Here is a 21,618-nt window from a genome sequence, read left to right on the forward strand (position 1 = left end):
GGTGTCGGTCCTTCTCATCGGGCGGGGGTGGGTGTCATGGCCTTGCCTGGCGCGAGCAGTTCCGAGGGCGGCGTGGAGGGTCCGCGGCGGTACCTGATCGCCGCAGTGGTGGCCGAGTACCCGAAGAACCGGGACTGGGACCGGCCCGGCCTGCTGGAGGCCCGCGACAAGGTCGTCGACCTGTTCACCGGCCGGCTCGGCTACCGCCTCCACGATTCGCTGCCGCTCAACCCCACGGGACGGCAACTGACAGACGCCCTGCGCGCGTTCTGCACGTCACCGGAGCGCCGGGAGGACGACCTCCTCACGATCTACCTGTCCTGCCACGGCGAGATCCTCGACGACGGCGAGGAACACGTCCTGCTCACCACCGACACCGACCCCGAGGACCTGACCTACACCGCCCTGCCGACCGCCGACCTGACGCGGGCCGTGCTGCGCGGGTCCCGGATCCGGCGGGTCCTGCTCCTGCTGGACGCCTGTTACGTCGGCCAGGGCGGCAACCAGATGGCCGCCGCCGCGCTGGAGCGTCTCGGTGCGACCTGGGGCAGGAGTTCCGGTTCGGGGCTGGTGGTCGTCTCCTCCGCGCAACCGAACCAGTCGGCCGCGACGGGTGCCTTCCCGAAGCTGCTGGAGGACGCGGTCACCGGCCTGTCGGTCGCCGGGCACGGCCCGGACACGCTCTCGGTGAACGCGGTGGTGCAGCACATCAACGGCTCGAAGGAGCGGCCCGGCCATCAGCGGATCGGCCTGGCGATGGTGGGCCTGGACGGCGAGCCTCCGGCGTTCTTCCCCAACCCCCGCCACGACGTCCGGCTGAACGAGGTCGACCTCGCACTGCAGCGGGCCGCCGCGTTCGACGAGGAGGACCGGAGGCGGGAGACGGAGTTCACGTCCCGGCTGCTGGTCCGCGCGATGGGCTACAACAGCCAGGCCGGGGCGGCAGCGTGGTGGTTCAGCGGCCGCCGCACCGCCCTCCGAGATCTCGCGTCATGGCTCAACGACCGTACCGGCGGCGACCGGTCGGTGTGCCGGGTGGTGACCGCGGCCCCCGGCTCGGGCAAGACGGCCGTGCTGGGTCTGGTCGCCGCGCTCACCCATCCCGAGCGGCACGGGACCGTACCCCTGCACGCCCTCGGCCTGCCCGCCGACCTGCTGGACGTCGGCGCGGTCGATGCCGCCGTCTACGCCCAGCGCCTGACCGACACCGAGGTCCTGGAGGCCGTCTGCGCCGCCGCGCGCGTCCGGGCCGCAACCGTCGGCGAACTCCTCGAAGCCCTCGGCCGGCGGGCACGGCCGCTGACCGTCCTCATCGACGCCCTCGACGAAGCCGCCACCCCCGGCACCCTCTGCAGTTCGGTGCTGCGCCCGCTCATCGAGCACTCCGGCGGCCGCCTCCGCCTGCTCCTCGGCACGCGCCCCTATCTCCTGCCCCGCCTCGGCATCGGCCCCGCCGACACCGTCGACCTCGACGACGCCCGCTACGCCGACCCCGAGGCCCTGGCCGTGTACGCCGCGCGCAACCTGCTCGAAGCCCACCGTGCCTCCCCCTACCGCGAGCGGCTCGGGGCCGTGCAGCCCGTGGCGAAGGCCGTCGCCCAGGCCGCCGGGCACTCCTTCCTCATCGCCCGCCTCACCGCCGGCACCCTCGCCGCCACCCCGGCCATCCCCGATGCGAACGACCCCGCCTGGCGCGCATCGCTGCCCCGGCACGCGGGCGACGCCATGCGCCGCGACCTCCACCAACGCCTCGGCGACGACGCCCGACGCGCCACGGACCTGCTGCGGCCGCTGGCCTACTCGCAGGGGCAGGGCCTGCCCTGGGAGGACATCTGGGCCCCTCTCGCCACCGCGATCTCCGGCCGCGCCTACACGGACGACGACCTCGTGTGGCTGCGTAGCGAGGCCGGTTCGTACGTGGTCGAGGCCACCGAGAACGGCCGCTCCGCCTACCGGCTCTACCACGAGGCGATGGCCGAGCACCTGCGCGAGGGCACGGACCCCGAGGCGGTGCACGCGGCGTACGCGCGTGTCCTCACCGCCCGCGTCCCCTGCCACGTCGACGCGACCCCCAACTGGTCCCGGGCCCATCCCTACGCCCTGGCCCACCTCGCCCACCACGCGGCCCAGGCCGGGCTCCTCGACGAGGTGCTGGCCGACAGCGAGTACCTGGTCCACGCCGAGCCCCGCGGCCTCACCCCGTACCTGCACCGCGCCCACGGCGACACGGCCCGGCTGGCCGCCGCGGTGTACCGCACGAGCGTCCACCTCCACCGGGACGCCACCGCGCAACTGCGCCGCCAGACCCTCGCCCTGGACGCGGCCCGCGCCGGCGCCCCCGACCTCCACGGCAGCCTCACGAGCCGCATCCCACCCGGCGACTGGGCCCCCGTCTGGGCCACCGGCAGCACTTTCAGTTCCGCCTTACGGGACACCCTCACCGGCCACGACGGCTCGGTGCATGCGGTGGCATGCACCGAACTGGACGGTCATCCGGTCGCCGTCACCGGCGGAAACGACGGGACCGTACGAATCTGGCACCTGAACGTCGGCCAAGGCATCGGCAAGCCCATCACCGCCCACGACGGTCCCGTGCGCGCCGTGGCCTGCACGGCCGTCAGGGGCAACCCGGTCGCAGTCACCGGCGGGGACGACGGAACGGTGCGGATCTGGGACCTCAGCACCCGCCAAGCCATCGGCGAACCCATCACCGGCCACAACGGGTGGGTCATGACGGTGGCCTGCACAATGATCGACGGCAACCCGGTCGCAGTCACCGGTGGGGACGACGGAACCGTACGGATCTGGGACCTCAGCACCCGCCAAGCCATCGGCGAACCCATCACCGGCCACAACGGGTGGGTCATGACGGTGGCCTGCACAATGATCGACGGAAAACCGGTCGCAGTCACCGGTGGGAATGACGGAACGTTCAAGACGTGGGACCTGAACACCCGCCAAGGCCTCGGCGAAGCCATCACCGGGCACGACTACTGGGTTCGTGCGGTCGCCTGCACGACGATCGACGGAAAACCGGTCGCCGTCACCGCCGGGGACGACGGGACTGCACGGGTCTGGGAGCTGAACACCCGCCAAGGCCTCGGCGAAGCCATCACCGGCCACGACTACTGGGTTCGTGCGGTCGCCTGCACGACGATCGACGGAAAACCGGTCGCAGTCACCGGCGGAAACGACGGGACGGTACGCATGTGGGACGCCGCCACCGGCCAAACCGTCGGCGGCCCCCTCGCCAGCCACGACGGCTGGGTACATGCGGTGGCCTGCACCGTGATCGATGATCGCCCGGTCGCCGTCACCGGCGGACGCGACGGGACCGTACGGGTCTGGGACCTCAACACTCCGCCAACCGTCGGCAGTCCACTCGCCGGCCACGACGACTGGGTGTACGGGGCGGCCTGCACAACGATCGATGGTCACCCGGTCGCTGTCACCGCCGGGGACGACGGGACCGTACGCGTGTGGGACGCGCGCACCGGCCAAACCACCGGCGAACCCCTCACCGGCCACGACGGCTGGGTGCGCGCGGTGGCCTGCACGGTGATCGACGGAAAACCGGTCGCCGTCACCGCCGGACGCGACGCGACCGTACGGATCTGGGACCTCAACAGCCGCCAAGCCATCGGCGAACCAGTCACCGGCCACAACGACCGGATTCGGGCCGTGGCCTGTACGACGATCGACGGCAACCCGGTCGCCGTCACGGGCGGGCACCACGGGACCGTACGGATCTGGGACCTCAGCACCCGCCAAGCCATCGGCGAACCACTCACCGGCCACGACGGGTGGGCGTACGCGGTAGCCTGCACGATGGTCGACGATCGCCCGGTCGCCGTCACCGGCGGACGCGACGGGACCGTACGGATCTGGGACCTCAACACCCGTCAAGCCATCGGCGAACCCCTCACCGGCCACGACGACTGGGTGCGCGCCGTCGCCTGCACGACGATCGACGGAAAACCGGTCGCCGTCACCGCCGGGGACGAGGGGACGCTCAGGATGTGGGACCTGAACACCCACCGAGCCATCGGCGAACCCCTCACCGGCCACGACGGCTGGGTGCGGGCCGTGGCCTGCGGGGTGATCGACGGCAACCCGGTCGCCATCACCGGCGGACGCGACGCGACGATCCGGCTCTGGGACCTGCGGACCTGGTCGGTCAGCACGAGAATCTTCCTCGGCCAACCGACCGCCATCGCTCTCACCGACACCGGCGACCTCGCCTTCTGCTACCGCGACGACGTCGCCCTCTTCCGCCGCAGGCCCCACTCCGCATGACCGACCGCCCCAGGTCGTGGGGACGTGCCACCGGTCGTACCGTGGAAGGAGGCGCGCGCCCCCGCAGCAGCCTGCGGCGGTGCACGTGCCCGCACAGGCCGTGCGGCGCCCTGGCCCCGAGGGGCGGGTGTCATGGGCGGCTACCCACGACCCCCGACGAGGGGAAAACTCTGATGCGTACCAAGAACGGCCGGATCCGTCGCGTGTGCGCCGCCGCCTGTACCGTCCCGCTGCTCGTGCTCGGCGGCGCGGCCACCGCGATCGCCGTCCCGGCGGCCGCCACGGCGACGTCGGCATCCGTCACCAGCAGCGTGCAGCAGTCCACGCCGGACGAGATCCTCGCGCTGGTCAACGCCGAACGCGCCAAGGTGAATTGCGAGCCCCTGACGGTGGACCCGCGGCTCGCGGCGGCCGCCCAGGCGCACGCCGACGACATGGCGGCGAACGGGCTGACCGCACACACCGGCTCGGACGGGTCCAGCGCCCTGTCCCGTATGGAGAAGGCCGGCTACTCGCCCGCAGGCCCGTCCTCGGAGAACGTCTCCGGACCGGGCTACGACTCCTCCAAGGCCCACGTGGACGGCTGGATGAAGAGCACCGGCGGCCACCGGGAGACCATCTTGAACTGCACGTTCAAGCAGACCGGGATCGGCACCAACGGCCAGTACGCCGTCGAGCTCTTCGCCGTCCAGTCGAGGTAGCCGCACAGCCGATCCAGCACCGAACCGATTCGGAGAGCAGGTACGTCCCCATGCACATGTCGACCCGTGTCGCCGGTGTGCTCACCAGCCTGGCCCTCGCCCTCGGCGGCGCCGCCTTCGCGGCGCCCGCCGCCCATGCGGATGTCACGGCCTGCATCAACCAGGTCGAACGCGAGCTGCAGGGCGGCGAGGCCCCGGACTCCGTCCGCATGGCCTGCTACGTCGGCCTGACCGGCGACAACGAGCAGTGCGTGTCCGGCCTGACCGCCGCAGGCGTCACCAACGGGACGTCGGTGAGCGCCTGCCGGGTGGCCCCCGAGTAGGAGTTCCGCCGCCCGTGCCACCGCCCGTGCCCCACTCGTTTCCGAGAGCAGGTGTGTGCCCCATGCGCACGTCGACCCGAATCGCCGGTGTGCTCACCGGCCTGACCCTCGCCCTCGGCGGCGCCGCCCTCGTCGCCCCCGCCGCCCACGCGGACATCCCCGCCTGCACGAACATGGCCGCGCAGGCGGGTGCCGAGGCCACCGACGCCGTCACGGCGGCCTGTCGGCAGGGTGTGAGCGGCGATCTGCAGGGCTGCGTGAGCGGCCTGACCGCGGCCGGAGTGCCGGGTGGCGCCGCGAACGGTGCCTGCCGGACGGCGGCCCTGGAACCGCGGTAGGGCCCGCGGAGCATCGGCGGCGGACGTATCGCCCGTAGCGTCCGTTTTCCCTTCGAGTTGTTCGAGGGGAAAACGGGCGCTTTGCTCTGCCTCGGCCCTTTCGGGTCGATCTCGTCCACCGGCAGCCCTGGCGGCCCGGCCGGGAAACAGTGACATGCGTCACGGGGCGCCCGTCGGCGGTGGGCTTTCTTGACGGGGTGTTAACCCGCCGACATTTCGATATTTGTCCCTTTTGGAATCGACATTCCCCTCTCCGCCGGAAACGGAATATGCGGTACCGGTGGACCCGTCCCCGACCGGCCAGGTCACAGCCGTTTCTGACCGCTCCTCAGACGGTTGCGTGAGTGACCAAATCGTGATGATGCACGATCACGGTCCCGTTTCAAGCCACGTGCCGACCGCCCCAAGCTCGTGATCAGCGGAAACTTGCCAGGCCATTCAGAGGCTTTTAAGAATGGCGGCCTCTTCGGCGCCCTGTGCTTGCGGCGCCGGAAGCTTCGCGATCACTGAATGAGGTCAGGCATGCAGAAGCATCGGAAGAAGACGTCCTACAAGAAAATAGTCATCGGCGTCGGCGCGCTCGCCATCGTGGGTGTTCCCACCGCCGCCATGGCCTGCTTCGACGGCCAGGACAACGGCAACGGCAACCGCAACGGCAACGGCTGGACGCGCACCGCGAGCCACCAGCAGCAGCGCCCGTGGCAGTGGCAGTCCACGCCGTCGGCCACGCCGACCACCCTGGCACCCGTGGACGCACCGCTGCCGAGCGAGACGCCGAGCGACAGCCCCTCCGAGGCCTCCCCCAGCAGCCCCGTCGAGACCGCGCCGCCCGTCGTGGAGACCACGCCGCCCGCGCAGCCCAAGCCCGCGAAGCCGCCGGTCGCCACGAAGAAGCCGCAGGCGCCCCAGCCGTCGAAGCCGGCCGCCCCGCCGGCCTCCGGCGACATCGCCCAGGTCCTCGCGCTCGTCAACCAGGAGCGCGCCGCCGCCGGCTGCCAGGCCGTCTCCCTCAACGCGAAGCTCTCGAAGGCCGCGCAGGACCACAGCGCCGACATGGCCGCCCACAGCAACATGTCCCACACCGGCTCCGACGGCTCGGACCCGGGCGCGCGGATCACCCGCGCCGGGTACACCTGGAGCACGTACGGCGAGAACGTCGCCTACGGCTACAGCACCCCCGAGAAGGTCATGGAAGGCTGGATGAACAGCCAGGGCCACCGGGAGAACATCCTGAACTGCTCCTTCAAGGAGATCGGCATCGGCCTGGCGCAGCCCGGCTACTACTGGACGCAGGACTTCGGCACGGCGCGCTGACCCCGCGCCCGGCCCGGTGGAGCGGACCGCGGACCCACGAGGGGTCCGCGGTCCGCTCCGCCCGTTCCGGTCACAGCCGGAACAGCACTCCGCGCCAGGTCCAGCCCGCTCTGAGGATCGTGTTCTGCAGGGGGTTCTTCATCTCCGCCGTCTCGAAGCGGAACGTCTCCACCTTGCGGCGGCGGCCGTCGGCGCCCCGCTGGAACTCCCACTGCCGGTAGACGGCCTTCCCCGGCCCCCGGCCGTACTGCTCGCCGGAGTGCTCCACAGCCGGCTCCCAGCGCTCTTCGAGCGTGCGCACCTCGTGCTTCGCGGGGACCAGCAGCATGCTGGTCTTCAGAGTCAGGCGCATCTCGCCGATCCGGCACTCCGCCACCAGGTCCGCGCGCTCCCCCGCGGTGCCCTCGCGTACGGCGAAACGGGCGCCCGGGCCGCCCAGCGCGAGCAGGGCCTCCCGGAGCCTGTGCGCGTCCACCGGCGCGACCTGGTGCGGCGGGTACCTGGTGCCCGTGCGCTTGTCCCAGAAACGGCCCACCGTCAGCTCCCCGCCCCGTTGTCCGGGCGCACGGTGCGCACGAAGTCCTGGAAGTCGCCCAGGACGCCGTCGTGCTGGGCGGCGGTGGCGGTGAGCGCCAGCCGGATCACCGCCCGCTTGTGCGGGTCCCCGGTGTCGACGAGGAGCAGATAGACCTGGGACTGGACGAGGTCGCGGCGGACGTCGCCGTCGGTCAGGGCCGAGAAGCCCAGCCGCTGGGTCAGGGCGGGTGCGTCGGCGGAACCGGCCTCGCGGCGGTGGACCACGACCACGGACCCGGGTTCGGCGAACGCGCGCAGGCGCTCCACCGACGCGTCGGCGAGCTCCTCCAGCGTCACCCCGTCCTTCGGGAACCCGCCGTCGATGGTGATGTTCGCGGCGAAGCCGGCGTCCGGCCGTGGATGCACGGCGGCGAAGGCCACCTCCGAGTCGTCCGCTCCCTGCGGACGGGCCGCGAGCCAGCCCTCCGGCAGCCGGAACTCGATCGGTACCGGCAGTGTCGTGGGCATCCGGGGCCCTCCTTCCATGGAAACGGACATCAGTCGAGCAGCCAGTCCTTGAGGTCGCCCGCGGCGTCGCCGACCGCATGCGCCGTATCGCCCACCGCGTCGGCCACGTCGCCGGCGGTCTTGGCCACCTTCTCCGGGTCGACGGTGATCTCCAGGCCTATGGAGCCGCCGAGGAGCGGGGAGGCACCCGCCTTGCCGCCGAGCTTCCATACTCCGGTCTCCTCGTCCTTCTTGTAGCCCCACCAGGCTTCGGCACCGGGACCCGCCCATCCTTCGGCCGTCACGCCGACGCCGATGCCGCCGGACTCCACGCCTCCGGCGACGGTGCCCTTGGCCCCGGCGAACGCCTTCGCGCCCACCGTCACTTCTTCCCTGGTGGCCTTGGCGCTGACTCCGGCCTCGGCACCGGCGAATCCCTCCGCACGCCCGTAGGCACTCTGCCGATCGGTGCCGATCCGGCCTTCGGCCAGGGCCCGCACGCCCGCGGAGGCCTCGGCCTTGGCGACGAAGCCCTTGTCGGTGAAGCCCGCGTTCGCGGTGGCCCGGCCTCCGCCGTAGATGTCGGCGACCCCGGACAGCTTCAAGCCCGCGAGGTCGGTCTCGCCCTTCGCGGTGTGGTGGAAGAGGTCGGCGTACGCCTTGACCGAGGCCTCCTTGCCGTACTGGCCCGGTCCGGTGGTGCTCACGCCGAGGCTGTCGGTCTTCGTCTCGGCCTTGGCCTCGTCGGGCTTCTTGAACTTCGCGAGGTCGCCCTCCGCGTAGTTGTTGAAGCCGGTGATCGTTTCGTCCGCGCCGCTGCCCTGGCCGAAGGCGTCCCGGTTGCTGTCGACCACGGCCGCCGCGAGGGCGTCGTAGACGTGCTGGTCGGCGTCGGAGGCGGCCTTGACCCGGTCGTCGATGTGCTGCTGCCACTTGCCGACCGCGACGCGGATGGTCTCCTGGCCGTCGGGGTCGTGGTGATAGGCGCTGCGCTCGGCGGGCGTCAGTTTGGTGTAGTCGAAGGCGACGCGCCCCTGCTCCGAGACGGTCATACCGGCGGCGACGGCGTCGTCGCGGGCGCTCTCCAGTTTCTTCCTGAGGTCCGTGAACAGCTCGTGGGCTCCCCGTAAGAGGCTCGCGACCGCCTTGGCCTGGCCCTGCGCGGCGGAGTACTCGTAGCGGGTCGCCGTGAACTTCACCCGCGCGGCTTCGACACTGAGACCGGACCAGGTGTCGCCGCCCATGGTGATCTTCTGGACGGAGTCGCCGTAACGGGTCTCGACCTTCTTCAGCTCGCCCGCCATCGACTCCCACTTGGCGGCGGCCGTCGACAGCAGACCCAGATCCGTGGTCAGGATTTCGTGGTACGTCAGCACGACGGCCCCCTACATCCGGTTCAGTTGCGACTGCGACGCGAACTGGTTGCCCAGGCCGACGTCGTTCCGTACGAACTGACCGGAGGCGCCGCGCAGTGCGGTCTTCTCCCCGGCGAGGCGGCCCATCAGGGTCTTGACCTGCTGGTCCCACGTGTCCGCCACCTTCTTCAGGGCGGCGGCCGTCTGCCAGCCGTCGAAGCCCTTCTGGGCGGCGCCGGTCGCCTCGTCCGCGTGGTCGGCGGCACGCTTGGTCCCCGGCTCCAGCTCGTTCTCTATCGTGCTCGCCGCGGCCGTCTTCTCGGCCGGCGTCGAGGCGAAGTCCGGGGACCCGCCCGGAGCCAACGGCCCCGCGGGCCGCGGGGTCACTCCCGGTGCGTACGGCACCACCGACGGCGCGGTGACGCCCGGGGCGTACGGGCCCACCGGCGGCCCGCTGTTCAAGCGCATGTCCACTTGCTGATCCGGTATCGGACCCAACGCATCTGCCATTGCTGCGCCTCCCCCATGATCGGAGGCTGATCCTATGCAAATCGCGAAGGCATCCGCCAGGCATGGAGGGGCAGTTGGGGCGCCGGTTGCGCGGCCCGGGGGGCGGAGCCCATGGGCCCGCGGGCCGCAGCCCGCGGGCCCGGCTACGCCCCGTAGAAGAGTTCGTCCACCACGGCCCGGGCGCGGCGGGTGATGCGGCGGTAGTCGTCCAGCAGCTCCCCGACCGTGCCCTCGGCGTATCCGAGGTAGCGGCCCACGGCCGCGAGTTCCCGGGCCTCGGTCGGGAAGGTGTCCCCGGCGCGGCCGCGCACCAGCATCACGGCGTTGCGGACCCGGGTCGCCAGGACCCAGGCCTCGTCCAGGATCTGCGCCTCCTCGGTCGGGATCAGGCCGGCCGCGTGCGCGGCCGCCAGGGCCTCGCGGGTACGGGTGGTACGCAGGCCCGGTTCGGCCCAGGCGTGCCGCATCTGGATCAGCTGGACGGTCCATTCGACGTCGCTGAGGCCGCCGCGGCCGAGCTTGGTGTGCAGGGTCGGGTCGGCCCCGCGGGGCAGCCGCTCCGACTCCATGCGGGCCTTGAGCCGGCGGATCTCGCGTACGGCGTCCTCGCCGAGCCCCTCCATCGGGTAGCGCAGCGGATCGATCAGCTCGATGAAGCGGGCGCCGATGCCGGCGTCGCCCGCCACCGGTTCGGCGCGCAGCAGGGCCTGGCTCTCCCAGGTCAGGGACCAGCGCCGGTAGTAGGCGGCGTAGGAGGCCAGCGTGCGCACCAGCGGGCCGGAGCGGCCTTCGGGGCGCAGATCGGCGTCGATGAGCAGCGGCGGGTCGGTGGTGGGCAGCTGGAGCAGCCTGCGCATTTCGGCGATGACGGTCTGGGCGGCCTTGGCGGCCTCCTGTTCGTCGACGCCCTCGCGGGGTTCGTGGACGAACAGGACGTCGGCGTCGGATCCGTAGCCGAGTTCGTGGCCGCCGAAGCGGCCGACGCCGATGACGGCGAAGCGGGTGGGCAGCGTGTCGCCGTAGTGGCTGTGGACGGCGGCGCGCAGGGCCCCGGCGACGGTGGCGGCGGTGAGGTCGGAGACGGCTCCGCCGACCCGGTCGACGAGGGCTCCGTGGTCCTCCTCGGCCGGATTGTCCTCCGTACCGTACGAGCCGATGATGTCGGCCGCAGTGGTGCGGAAGAGCTCGCGGCGGCGCACGCCGCGGGCGGCGGCGACTGCGGCCTCGGGGTCCTCGGCACGGCCGACGGCGGCGAGGACCTCCTGCTCCAGGGCCTCGTGCGTACGGGGCTGCAGGCCTTCGGGGTCGCCGAGCAGGGCCACGGCCTCGGGGGCGCGCATCAGCAGGTCGGGGGCGAGGCGCCCGGCGGACAGGACGCGGGCGAGGTTCTCGGCGGCGGCGCCCTCGTCGCGCAGCAGGCGCAGGTACCAGGGGGTCTTGCCGAGGGCGTCGGAGACCTTGCGGAAGTTCAGCAGGCCGGCGTCCGGGTCGGCGGAGTCGGCGAACCAGCCGAGCATCACCGGCAGCAGGGTGCGCTGGATGGCGGCCTTGCGGGTGACGCCGGAGGCGAGGGCTTCGAGGTGGCGCAGGGCCGAGGCCGGGTCGGCGTAGCCGAGGGCTTCGAGGCGCTGGCCGGCGGCGCGCGGGGAGAGCCGGGTCTCGCCGGGGGTGAGCTGGGCGACGGCGTCGAGGAGCGGCCGGTAGAAGAGCTTCTCGTGCAGGCGCCGGACGACGGAGGCGTGCCGGCGCCAGGCCTTGTTGAGCTCGGCGACGGGTTCGGTGCGCAGGCCGAGCGAGCGGCCCAGGCGCCGCAGGTCGCCCTCGTCCTCGGGGACGAGGTGGGTGCGGCGCAGCCGGTAGAGCTGGATGCGGTGCTCCATGGCACGCAGGAAGCGGTACGCGTCGTGCAGTTGGGCGGCGTCGGCGCGCCCGACGTAGCCGCCGGCGGCCAGGGCGTGCAGGGCGTCGAGGGTGGTGCCGGAGTGCAGGGTGGCGTCGCTGCGGCCGTGCACGAGCTGGAGCAGCTGGACGGCGAACTCGACGTCGCGCAGGCCGCCGGGGCCGAGTTTCAGCTCGCGTTCGACCTGGGCGGCGGGGATGTTGTCGACGACGCGGCGGCGCATCTTCTGGACGTCGGCGACGAAGTTCTCGCGTTCGGCGGCCTGCCAGACCAGCGGGCTTATGGCGGCGATGTACTCGGCGCCGAGGGCCTCGTCGCCCGCGACGGCGCGGGCCTTGAGGAGGGCCTGGAACTCCCAGGTCTTGGCCCAGCGCTGGTAGTAGGCCAGGTGGGAGGCGAGGGTGCGGACGAGGGGGCCGTTGCGGCCCTCGGGGCGGAGGTTGGCGTCGACGGGCCAGATGGTGCCCTCGACGGTGGTCTCCGAGCAGATCCGCATGAGGTGGGAGGCGAGGCGGGTGGCGGCCTGGAGGGCCTTGCCCTCGTCGGCGCCGGGGGCCGCGTCGCCGACGAAGATGACGTCGACGTCGGAGACGTAGTTCAGCTCGTTGCCGCCGCACTTGCCCATCGCGATGACGGCGAGGCGGCACAGGGCGGCGTCCTCGGGGGCGGCGGCGGAGGCGATCCGCAGGGCCGCGCGGAGGGTGGCGGTGGCCAGGTCGGCGAGCTCGGCGGCGGTCTGGGCGACGTCGATGGTGCCGCAGACGTCGCGGGCGGCGATGGAGAGCAGGCAGCGGCGGTAGGCGACGCGCAGGCCGACGGGGTCGTGCGCGTCGGCGAGGCCGAGCTCGAACTCGGGGAGCCCGGGGTGCAGGTCGGCGGCCTCGTAGGTGATGAGGCCGAGCCAGTCGCGGGGGTGGCGGGCGAGGTGGTCGCCGAGGGCCTCGGAGGCGCCCAGCACGCCGAGCAGGCGGTCGCGCAGCGGCTTGGCGCTGACGAGGGTGTCGAGGAGCCCGGGCAGCTCGCCGTCGGGCTGGGCCTCGGCGAGCCGGACGAGCCCGAGGAGGGCGAGGTCGGGGTCGGCGGTGGCGCCGAGGGCGTCGAGCAGCACGGGGTCGGCGCGTACGGCCGCGAGCGCGTCGGCGTCGAGCAGCCGGGCGGCGGCCGAGGGGTCGGTGAAGCCGCTGCGGAGCAGCCGGATGAAGGTGCTGCTCCTGCGTCCCGGGACCGTCATCCCCGCCGCCTCCCGCGGTTGTCGCTGCCACTGCCTGCCGCTGCTCGCCAGTGCGTGCCCGTGCTTGCCCGTGCGTGCCGGTGCTTGCCGGTGCTCGCCCGTGCGTGCGGTGCTCGCGCTGCCCTGGCGGGCTCTGCTCCTGAGCCTAGGCCCTGGGGCCTGTCGGCGGAGTCCCGCCCGGGCCGCGGCGCAGATTTGGGCGTGTCCGGATCAAACGTTCGACTCAACGCGCATACGATGCCAAGAATTCTCCGATCATCGGATTATTCATCGCATCATCGGGGTACACCCCGCCGTCCTGCCGGAAGGAGCCTCATGTCCGACTCCTGGCAGGGCCCCGGGACCTGGGACCCGCAGGCCTGGCCGTCCGAGCAGCCGGTCCAGGGGTACGAGGCGCACCAAGGCTACGAGGGGTACCGGGAGCACCAGCCGTATCCGGCGCCACAGCCGCAACAGGGACAGCCGCACCCGTACTCGTACCCGCACTCGCAGATCCACCAGGCGCCGCCGCAGGCCGACTTGGCCGGTCCGGCTGGTCCGGCCGACCCTGTCGACCCGCTTGCCCTGGCCGACCCCGCCGAGGCCCGCGAGCCTGTCGAAGCCCCCGAAGCCCCCGAGGCCGCCGAAGCCACCGGCAGCCCGCGCCGGGCGCGCCGCCCCGCCCGCGGCAAGGGTGGGAGCCGAGGTGGGGCCCGAGGCGGGGCCCGCCCGCGTCGTCGCCGCCGATCCGGCCTCGTCAAGTTCGTCGCCTTCTGCGTGGTCGCCGCCTCCGGCAGCCTCCTCCTGTTCCGGGGCGACGAACTCCTCGACCGCCTCGGCTCCCCCACCGCCCCCGACAAGGCGGCCGGCACCCCCGCCCCCGAGCCGCCCGACCCCGGCCGGGTGCTCCAGGTCATCGCCCACCCCGACGACGACCTGTACTTCATGAACCCGGACCTGCGGTATTCCATATCCGCCGGCCACCCCGTCACCTCCGTCTATCTGACCTCCGGCGAGGCCGACGGCATCAACGCCGGCTCCGCCAAGGCCGCCACCACCAAGCCCGACAAGGCCGCCTACGCCGAGGCCCGCCAGAACGGCATCCGCGCCGCCTACGCCAAGATGGCCACCGGCGACCGCGGCAGCCCCTGGACGCGCACGGTCGTCCCGACCAAGGGCGGCGGCCACGCCGAGGTCGACGTCCTCGTCGCCAAGCCCCAGGTCAACCTCGTCTGGTTGCAGCTCCGCGAGGCCGGCACCGTCTACGACACCGCCCCGGACAGCCTGCACGGCCTGTGGGACGGCAAGGTCGCGCGCCTGGACTCCATGCTCGCGTCCGGCACCCCGGTCCAGCAGAAGTTCTCGTACACCAAGGACCAGGTCGTCCAGACCCTCGTCGGCGTCCTGGAGCAGTACCGGCCGACCACCGTCCGCTCCCAGGACCCGACCCCCGGCCGGCATCCCGACACCAAGCGGTACACCGACCACCAGGACCACTTCTACGGCGCCCGGTTCGTACAGATGGCCACCGCCGCCTACGCCAAGGACGTCGCCGACCGCCCGCACTTCGCGGTGCAGAACTACTCCGGCTACATAAACGGCTCGCTCCCCAGCACCCTGGACCCGGACGAGGCCAAGGAGAAGCTGGACATCCTGGGCACCTACGCCTGGCTCGACCGGGAGAACCACTGCAACAGCCCGGCCGGCTGCGGCGACCTCAAGGTCTCCGACCAGCCGGGCGGCAACCGGTGGTCGGACTCCATCAACTACACCCGCGGCACCAGCACCAGCTGGCTGACCTCCGACGCGGAGCACGGGCTGTGGGCCTTCAAGGTGCTCGACGGCCAGGTGGCGCTCTGGCATCGGCCCGGCCTCGTCGGCCGCTGGAAGGGCCCGGACCTGCTCCCCGGCACCGGTATGGACCCGGGCGTGAGCACCGTGACCCTGGCGGACGGCCGGATAGCCGCCTTCGGCACCCGCACCACCTTCGGCGCGAAGCCCACCGACTACAAGCGCGAGGTCGTCTACGTCGTCCAGAAGCAGCCGGGGGCCGAGGAGTTCACGGAGTGGCAGTCGCTCGGCACCCCCGAGACCGCGGACGAGACCTGGACCTCCGACATCAGCGCGCCCGCCGTATCGGTCGACGGCACCGGCCAGTTGGCGGCGTACGTCCGCGACGGCGCGTACAGCCTGCGCGGCCGGGTGCAGCGGGCGGACGGCAGCTGGGGGCCCTGGGAGAAGTACGGCGGCACCGACCTGCACGGCTCCCCGGCCACCGCGACCGACGGCGCCGGGCGGCGCATGGTGTTCTGCGCCACCTCCAAGTCGGTGGTGGGCTGGGTGCAGCCGAAGCCGGGCGCCCCGCTGGGCCAGGTCACGGCCACCGGGCTGCCCGACACCACGCTCCCGCTGACCGCGGACGGCCGCGAGGGCGGGGTGCGGCTGTGGTTCCGCAAGCCCGGCTCCGGCAATGTCCGTACCGCCCTGATCACGGGAGAGGGCGGGCTGAAGGTGAGCCAGATGACCGACCTCGGCGGCCTCCAGGGCTTCGGCTCGGTGACGGCGAGCGGGCACGTGCTGGCGGGCCGCACGGCGGGCGGGCAGCTGGGCTCGGAGGCCGGGCCGGGGCGGCCGTGGGAACGGTCCCCGCTGATGTTCGTCGGCGCGCCCTCCTCCACGATGACCGGCAAGAGCCTGGTCAGCCTGGCGGTGGTGGGGCTCGACGCGCGGCTGTACGTGACCTCCTCGGCCGATGCGCCGAACGCGCACCTGGCGCCGTGGCAGCCGGTGGGCCCGCGCAACGCGCCTGCGTCGCCGTAGAGCGGACGAATAGCGTCCGTATTTTGTGCCGGAAAAGCGCGGGTCATCTGCGAATTCGGTGAACCAAGTCCGCCGATTCGACCTCTCTCTGACTGTTCGACGCTTTCTCCCGCCCAGAACGAGCCCGAGGCGTGACCCGATGCCCGTGACCCGTCGCCGCTTCGCGGCCCTGCTCACCGTGCTGACAGCCGGCGCGACCGGCGTGCTCTCCGTGGCCGGCGGCCAGCAGACCACCGCCGAAGCCACCCAGGAGAAGAACCCGGCCGCGGCCCGGCCCGCGAGCGTCACCGCCGGTTCGGTCGTCCAGATCGTCGCCCACCCCGACGACGACCTGTTCTTCATGAACCCCGACCTCAGCCGGTCCCTGCTGTCCGGCACCCAGGTCACCACCGCCTACCTCACCTCCGGCGAGTCCGACGGCCGCAACGAGGCCCACGGCGGCGCCGCCTCCGACCCCGAACAGCCCGCCGACCGCGCCCACTACGCGGAGGCCCGGCAGAACGGCATCCGCTCCGCGTACGCGCAGATGGCCACCGGGGACCGCACCAGCGCGTGGAAGCGTACGGTCATGCCCACCGCCGGGGGCGGGCAGGCCGAACTCGACGTCCTCATAGCGAAGCCGCAGGTCAACCTGGTGTGGCTGATGCTCCGGGAGGCCCGCAGCACCGGCGGGGACACCCCCGAGAGCCTGCGCGGCCTGTGGAACGGCCGGATACCCGCGCTGGACGCCCAGCTCACCTCCGGCACCCCGGTCAAGCAGCCGTTCACGTACACGAAGGACCAGCTCGTCCGGACGATAGCCGGGGTCCTGGACCAGTACCGGCCGACGACGATACGGATGCAGGACCCGACGCCGAACCGGTACGGCGAGGACGGGACCGGCCGGTACACCGACCACCAGGACCACATGTACGGGGCCCGTTTCGTGCAGGCCGGCACCGCCGCCTACGCCGCCGAGGTCAGCAGGCGCCCGCACTTCACGGTCCAGAGCTACCTCGGCTACCACAACAGCACCCTCCCGCACGCGCTGGACCCGCAGACCGCCGAGACCAAGACCGGGTTCCTGAAGACCTACGCCTGGCAGGACCGCCAGGACTACTGCGGCAGCCCGTCGGGCTGCGGCGACCGCAAGGTCGCGGGCAACCCGACCGGGCGCAACTGGGCCCAGTCGCTGCGCTACACCCGCGCCGACAACACCTCCTGGCTGACGGAGGGAACGCCCGGCCGCCTGTGGGCCTTCGCCACGCTGGACGGCCAGAGCGCGTACTGGACCCGCAACGCCGCCGGCGACTGGGCGGGCCCGGTCTTCATCCCGGGGACGGGCATCGACCCGGGCGCCACCGCCGCCCGCCTCCCCGGCGGCCGCGTCGGCGTCCTCGCCACCCGCACCACCTTCGGCTCGACGCCCGCGGAGTACCGGCGCGAGGTCGTGTACGCCGTCCAGTCCGCGCCCGACGGCCCGTTCGGCTCGTGGCAGTCGCTCGGCACCCCGGAACGCACCGACGACGAGGGCACCTCGGCGATCAGCGCACCGGCGGCGTCCGTGGACGCGCGGGGCCTGCTCACCGTCTACCTCCGCGACTCGCGCCGCACCCTGCGCGCCAGCACCCAGCAGCCGGACGGCGGCTTCTCCCCGTGGGAGCGGCTGGGCGGCGAGGACCTGCAGAGCGACCCGGTGACGGCGATCGACGCGGCCGGGCGGCGCCACGTGTACGCGACCACCACGACCTCCGTGCTGGCCTGGACCCAGCGCACCCCGGACACCCCGCTGCTCGGCCCCGCCCCGACGGGCCTGCCCGCCACCACGGTCCCCCTCTCGGCCGCCCCGGACGGCGCGGGCGTCCGCCTCTTCTTCCGCCGCCCGGACTCGGGGGTCGTGCGCACCGCCCTGGTCACGGCGGGCCCCTCGGTCCGGCCCCACGTCTCCAGCGTCACGGAGGCGGGCGGCCGCGCGGGCTACGGCGCGGTCGGCGCCGCGGGCCGCCTCATGGTGGGCCGCGCGGACAGCGGCACCATCAGCACCACGGGCCTCGGCGGCCCCCCGGCCTGGGTCGAATCCGGCATGCTCTTCGCGGGCGCCCCCTCAGCCGTCCTCGAACCCTCGGGCACCACCACGACGGCGGTCCTGGGCCTGGACGCCGAACTCCACACGACAACGCCCCCCACCGCCCCCAACCGCCCCACCTGGCACCGCGCGGTCCACTGACGCCGGGGCCCTGGGAATGTTCCCGGTGTCCCCGGCTACAGAACGGTGCTGCGGGCCCAGTACCGGGTTTGCAGGGCGGAGGATGCCTGGTAACGCCTGACCAGCTTCTCGAAGTGCTGTCCTTCAAGGGGAGAAGCAACCGTGCGCCGCGTGAGGATGTAGGGCTCGATCGCCGCCCACACCTGGGGAGGCGAACGATGGAAGCAGGCCAGGACGAGGTCGAAGTCCAGCAAGCGGCGGTCAACGAGGACGCCGAGCATTTCGAGTTGATCGTGAAGTTGCCAGAAGCTGTGGAAGTCATCGACGCCCAAGCGGGCCGGGTCGAATTCTTCAGGCGGCCCGAACTCTCCTGAGAGCAATCGGTACCGGAAGCCGCGAGCCATCGGAGAGTGGTACTTCTCTTGGAACGAAAGGAGAAGGTTCACGTGCCGTGCACTTCGGGCCTCCCTGATCTGCGAGTAGGCGAAGAACGACGCCACGATCACCACGAGAGCGCTGATCGCGGCACTCACGGCGGCCACGCCGGCCCATATGTCCCCCATGCCCTCAGTACAGCACTTGGCGGTCTTCCCGCCCAGACCGCGGGACCAGGCCTGCCGGGGTCTTGGCATCCTCTGCGCGGACGAAGTACGCCTCGATCAGCGGATCTCCATCTAACCGCGCGGGCCGCGGGTCGCTTCGGCGCGGCGGAAGGCCTCTTCACAGGTGCGGCCGGAGCGGGTGGCAACCAGCGAAAGGGTGTCGACGAGGCCGCCGTTGGTGAATTCCAGACGCCAGGAACCGCTCTTCAGGGCCACCGCACCGACGGGCTCGCCCCGGCGGGCCGTGACCTGCCAGCCGCGTTCCTCCAGAGCGGTTTCGAGCGCCGCCAGCCGGCCGTCGTCGGCGGGGCCGTCGCCCCTCCAGTCCGCAATGCAGTCGGCGAGCTCCCCCTGCTCCGCGGGGTGCGGGGCGCCCGGGGTGAGCCCTGCGGCGGTGGCTGCGGCGGCGAGCTCCGCCGCGACCGTGCCACGCGACGGATCTCCCCCCACCCGGGCCGCAACCTCCGCCCCGGCAGGCTCCCTCACCCAGCCGTCGAGCCCGTCCTCATCGTCCGAAGCCAACACGGCCCCACCGACGCCAAGCACCCCAACCCCCACAAGAGCCACCCACACACCCACGCCCCTGCTCACGCTCTTCCCCCACACCGGTATCTCCCGCGGCCCACCCGGACAGCAGCCACATGCTAGGCGGCGCCGGCCCGAGCGGACGAGACGACTCCGGGCCGGTGGTCGATGACCACCGGCCCGGGGTGACGCGCGCTCTGACCTGGCCTTACAGGACCGGGAGGTTCTTGCGGAGTTCGAAGGCCGTGACCTCCGAGCGGTATTCCTCCCACTCCTGCTTCTTGTTGCGGAGGAAGTCATGCCCACCTCACCGGCCAGGCGCAACCTCTACAGACCCCAGCCCAACCGGCATCTGAGAGGCCGTCATTGGTCATCGCCGGTGACCACCGGCCACCCTCCAACGGCCCAGTAACGGCCCAGGCTTCTGCCGGACACAACTTCCGACGGCTTCAACACCAGCTCCGGAGGTCCCGTGCCGTCCGCGCACAGTTGCTGGCCAGAAACGCACAACCCGCGAAGGGGGAGGTCTCCGTCCACGAATTGGCTGCGGGGTCAGCCGGGCCTCGTTCTGCTCGTAGCGGTCGGCCGAGCGCTTAGAAAAGACTGTGGCGTGCTCAGGATCAGCAGGCTCGCGAACCGTGGCGGAGCCTGCTGTCGTCCCTCAGAGAGGCGGCGTCACGCGCATTCACCGGAGGCAGCGATTCGGGCGCGGCCAAGAGGCGTCGATTATCGCACTGACCTTGACGAAGTTACTTCGACTTCGACTTCCACTCACACCCGCAGACCACAGGCCTTGCCCTGAGGTACACGAAACGACAGGGTCTCCCACTAAGCACCGCTTGACGACCCTAGAACATACTGTCGCAACTGTTCCAGGAATTCCACATGCCGCTCATACGAAAGGTGCGAGGTAACGTTAACGATGCCGGTTCCATATTCATCCCGAGCCGTAACCGAGAACTTCATCAGGTTATCCTCGCCCCTGCCGGTGTCTTGATCGAATTTCTTGAACGCGATATGCACCTCATCCGCAAATGCGAGCACCGAGACGTTGTCGGACTTGCCAAAAGAATGCCGAGCGGAAAGCGTGCCCATCTCTGCAGCATATTTAGGACCCGTCAACGCTTGCTCGTCAAGGAAGGCGCGAGTGGGGCCACTGAAGAGCTCTTCGAGCGGGAATCCAAGTTTGACTTTCGTCGCGGTAGCGTACGCTATCAGCTGAACCCTCTCACTTATCTCCTCCCATCGCTTCGTGACTCCACAAGACGCCCAGATTATTTCCGCAAACTCTTTTGCTACGACGTCTGCCACCACGCCCTGTCCGGCTACTCTAGAAGTTATGCTTTCGAAATTAAACGCCATGGACAAGAGGGGTACGAAATCGTACTGGGTTGGGAATTTTCCACCCTCAAAGCCGATCACTACACCTGAGTCCTTCGTCCGCATCAGCTCCTTCAAGGCGTCGACTGTATCCAACTTGGCGATCTGTTCCCCTGAAAATTTTTTGAGTAGCGGCGCCAGGTTCAGCTGCGCCAAGCGGGCGTCGTACGTATCGCGCATTATCCTGACCAGCGTCGACGGGGCAACATGCTCCATCGGTATGGCACCAGAGGGCAGCACGAAATGAACCTCCGATTGCCGTATATCAAGGATGAAATCCGGCTGCGCAACAGCGAGGCTTTCTCGGGTTTGCTCACGTCGCGCACTCGCCAAGGCACTTAGGGACGGAAGGCCACCTTCGGGAGGGGGGGTGGGATTTTGCGGTGCTACCACGTTGATCAACCCCTAATTCTCAGCGAGAGCGCATCGTCTATTTCAGAGACGTGAGCGGCCGCAAGCAATCCCTCTCGCAGAGCGAGAAAGTCCTCATCTTGCAGAATGATTTCTGGCCGGTCGTGAATCTTCACCACGAGCAGATCGATGAACTGGTCCCGAAGGAGAGGAGGCAGCCACATCGCGGCCGAGATTATTTGAGCAAGCCGGGCGTCTTCCAACGTCACGCCTCTCTCAATTTCGTAGAGCTGAAGCCAAAGAGTCTCAATTGCTTGAATCCGATGCGGAACGAGAAGCATCAGTTCCTCATGGGATCGAATATCCCGATTCTGTTCCAGTTGAGATTTCAAGCTAATTCGAGCGATCAAAAACGACAGCAAGGCTGCGGCTAGCCCGACGCATCCCGTAACGATAGCTGGCCCGAGGGAAGCCATCTACGCTCCTCTATCGGCGTCGTATCCATATAGACGCTCCCAAGTTCGCGCCTGGCGATAGCGCGCGGTCGCACCCCTATGGTTAAGCATCCCGCTGGCATCTCGGACTGTCCACTCCAAGTAGTTGGCGGTACAGAGGTGACTCTGAACCGCACGCTGCGCCGCTACCTGTTGCCTGCGTCTATCGGAGGAGTGAGCTTGGCCGTTAGGAGCCGCGGTCGGCAAGCCTGTCAGCGAGGGGCGAACCCGGAAGGCCGTGGACGGGGTCTACAAGGCTTCGGGTTCCGCGTCGGACGGCCCCCAGACGGC

General features: G+C 71.0%; 16 protein-coding genes and 1 pseudogene. 7 read left to right on the forward strand and 10 right to left on the reverse strand.

From position 1 onward, the window contains the following. The first annotated feature begins 36 nt into the window (after positions 1 to 36). The 5 genes from JYK04_RS14530 to JYK04_RS14550 all read left to right on the forward strand — a co-directional run bounded on the left by JYK04_RS14530 (position 37) and on the right by JYK04_RS14550 (position 6,972). Positions 37 to 4,296 carry a caspase family protein gene (locus JYK04_RS14530; RefSeq protein ID WP_229875170.1) on the forward strand — a complete coding sequence of 1,420 codons (4,260 nt, stop codon included), beginning with the start codon at positions 37 to 39 and terminating at the stop codon, positions 4,294 to 4,296. Positions 4,297 to 4,469: 173 nt separating this feature from the next. Next, positions 4,470 to 4,997, forward strand: a complete 528-nt coding sequence (locus JYK04_RS14535; protein ID WP_189736462.1) for a CAP domain-containing protein — start codon at positions 4,470 to 4,472, stop codon at positions 4,995 to 4,997. Positions 4,998 to 5,047: 50 nt separating this feature from the next. Then, entirely contained in the window at positions 5,048 to 5,320 is a 273-nt protein-coding gene (locus tag JYK04_RS14540) for a hypothetical protein (RefSeq protein ID WP_189736464.1), read from the forward strand. A 62-nt stretch (positions 5,321 to 5,382) separates the two neighbouring features. After that, on the forward strand, positions 5,383 to 5,658 hold the full coding sequence (locus tag JYK04_RS14545; protein ID WP_189736466.1) for a hypothetical protein: 276 nt from the start codon (positions 5,383 to 5,385) through the stop codon (positions 5,656 to 5,658). A 522-nt stretch (positions 5,659 to 6,180) separates the two neighbouring features. Beyond that, positions 6,181 to 6,972, forward strand: coding sequence for a CAP domain-containing protein (locus JYK04_RS14550; protein WP_189736468.1), 792 nt, complete (start codon positions 6,181 to 6,183; stop codon positions 6,970 to 6,972). Positions 6,973 to 7,042: 70 nt separating this feature from the next. Here the strand turns inward: JYK04_RS14550 and JYK04_RS14555 are convergent, their stop codons facing one another. From JYK04_RS14555 to JYK04_RS14575, 5 genes are all read right to left on the reverse strand, one after another. Beyond that, positions 7,043 to 7,507, reverse strand: coding sequence for a hypothetical protein (locus JYK04_RS14555; protein WP_189736470.1), 465 nt, complete (start codon positions 7,505 to 7,507; stop codon positions 7,043 to 7,045). Positions 7,508 to 7,509: 2 nt separating this feature from the next. Next, positions 7,510 to 8,016, reverse strand: coding sequence for a hypothetical protein (locus tag JYK04_RS14560; RefSeq protein WP_189736472.1), 507 nt, complete (start codon positions 8,014 to 8,016; stop codon positions 7,510 to 7,512). 29 nt (positions 8,017 to 8,045) lie between these two features. Next, on the reverse strand, positions 8,046 to 9,371 hold the full coding sequence (locus JYK04_RS14565; protein WP_189736473.1) for a hypothetical protein: 1,326 nt from the start codon (positions 9,369 to 9,371) through the stop codon (positions 8,046 to 8,048). Between the two features lie 9 nt (positions 9,372 to 9,380). After that, positions 9,381 to 9,818 (reverse strand): hypothetical protein, encoded by a 438-nt coding sequence (locus tag JYK04_RS14570; RefSeq protein ID WP_229875171.1) that lies wholly within the window; start codon positions 9,816 to 9,818, stop codon positions 9,381 to 9,383. A 185-nt stretch (positions 9,819 to 10,003) separates the two neighbouring features. Beyond that, positions 10,004 to 12,991 (reverse strand): bifunctional [glutamine synthetase] adenylyltransferase/[glutamine synthetase]-adenylyl-L-tyrosine phosphorylase, encoded by a 2,988-nt coding sequence (locus tag JYK04_RS14575; RefSeq protein WP_189736475.1) that lies wholly within the window; start codon positions 12,989 to 12,991, stop codon positions 10,004 to 10,006. Between the two features lie 315 nt (positions 12,992 to 13,306). Between JYK04_RS14575 and JYK04_RS14580 the strand changes: the two genes are divergently transcribed. Continuing rightward, entirely contained in the window at positions 13,307 to 15,790 is a 2,484-nt protein-coding gene (locus JYK04_RS14580; RefSeq protein WP_189736477.1) for a PIG-L family deacetylase, read from the forward strand. Between the two features lie 139 nt (positions 15,791 to 15,929). Then, complete coding sequence (locus tag JYK04_RS14585) at positions 15,930 to 17,996, forward strand: PIG-L family deacetylase (RefSeq protein ID WP_189736479.1); 2,067 nt, start codon at positions 15,930 to 15,932, stop codon at positions 17,994 to 17,996. 35 nt (positions 17,997 to 18,031) lie between these two features. Here the strand turns inward: JYK04_RS14585 and JYK04_RS14590 are convergent, their stop codons facing one another. From JYK04_RS14590 to JYK04_RS14610, 5 genes and pseudogenes are all read right to left on the reverse strand, one after another. Next, complete coding sequence (locus JYK04_RS14590) at positions 18,032 to 18,538, reverse strand: DUF4760 domain-containing protein (RefSeq protein WP_189736480.1); 507 nt, start codon at positions 18,536 to 18,538, stop codon at positions 18,032 to 18,034. Between the two features lie 111 nt (positions 18,539 to 18,649). Next, positions 18,650 to 19,099, reverse strand: coding sequence for a hypothetical protein (locus JYK04_RS14595; protein ID WP_189736482.1), 450 nt, complete (start codon positions 19,097 to 19,099; stop codon positions 18,650 to 18,652). A 211-nt stretch (positions 19,100 to 19,310) separates the two neighbouring features. Continuing rightward, positions 19,311 to 19,397: pseudogene (locus tag JYK04_RS14600) on the reverse strand (glutamine synthetase); the annotation flags it as partial. Positions 19,398 to 19,930: 533 nt separating this feature from the next. Further along, positions 19,931 to 20,884, reverse strand: coding sequence for a hypothetical protein (locus JYK04_RS14605; RefSeq protein ID WP_189736484.1), 954 nt, complete (start codon positions 20,882 to 20,884; stop codon positions 19,931 to 19,933). Further along, a complete protein-coding gene (locus JYK04_RS14610; RefSeq protein WP_189736486.1) occupies positions 20,881 to 21,309 on the reverse strand; it encodes a hypothetical protein in 429 nt (142 codons plus the stop codon). The genes JYK04_RS14605 and JYK04_RS14610 overlap by 4 nt, the downstream gene beginning before the upstream one ends. Between the last annotated feature and the right edge of the window lie 309 nt (positions 21,310 to 21,618).

Origin of the sequence: Streptomyces nojiriensis, assembly GCF_017639205.1 — a bacterium.
Lineage (GTDB): Bacteria > Actinomycetota > Actinomycetes > Streptomycetales > Streptomycetaceae > Streptomyces > Streptomyces nojiriensis.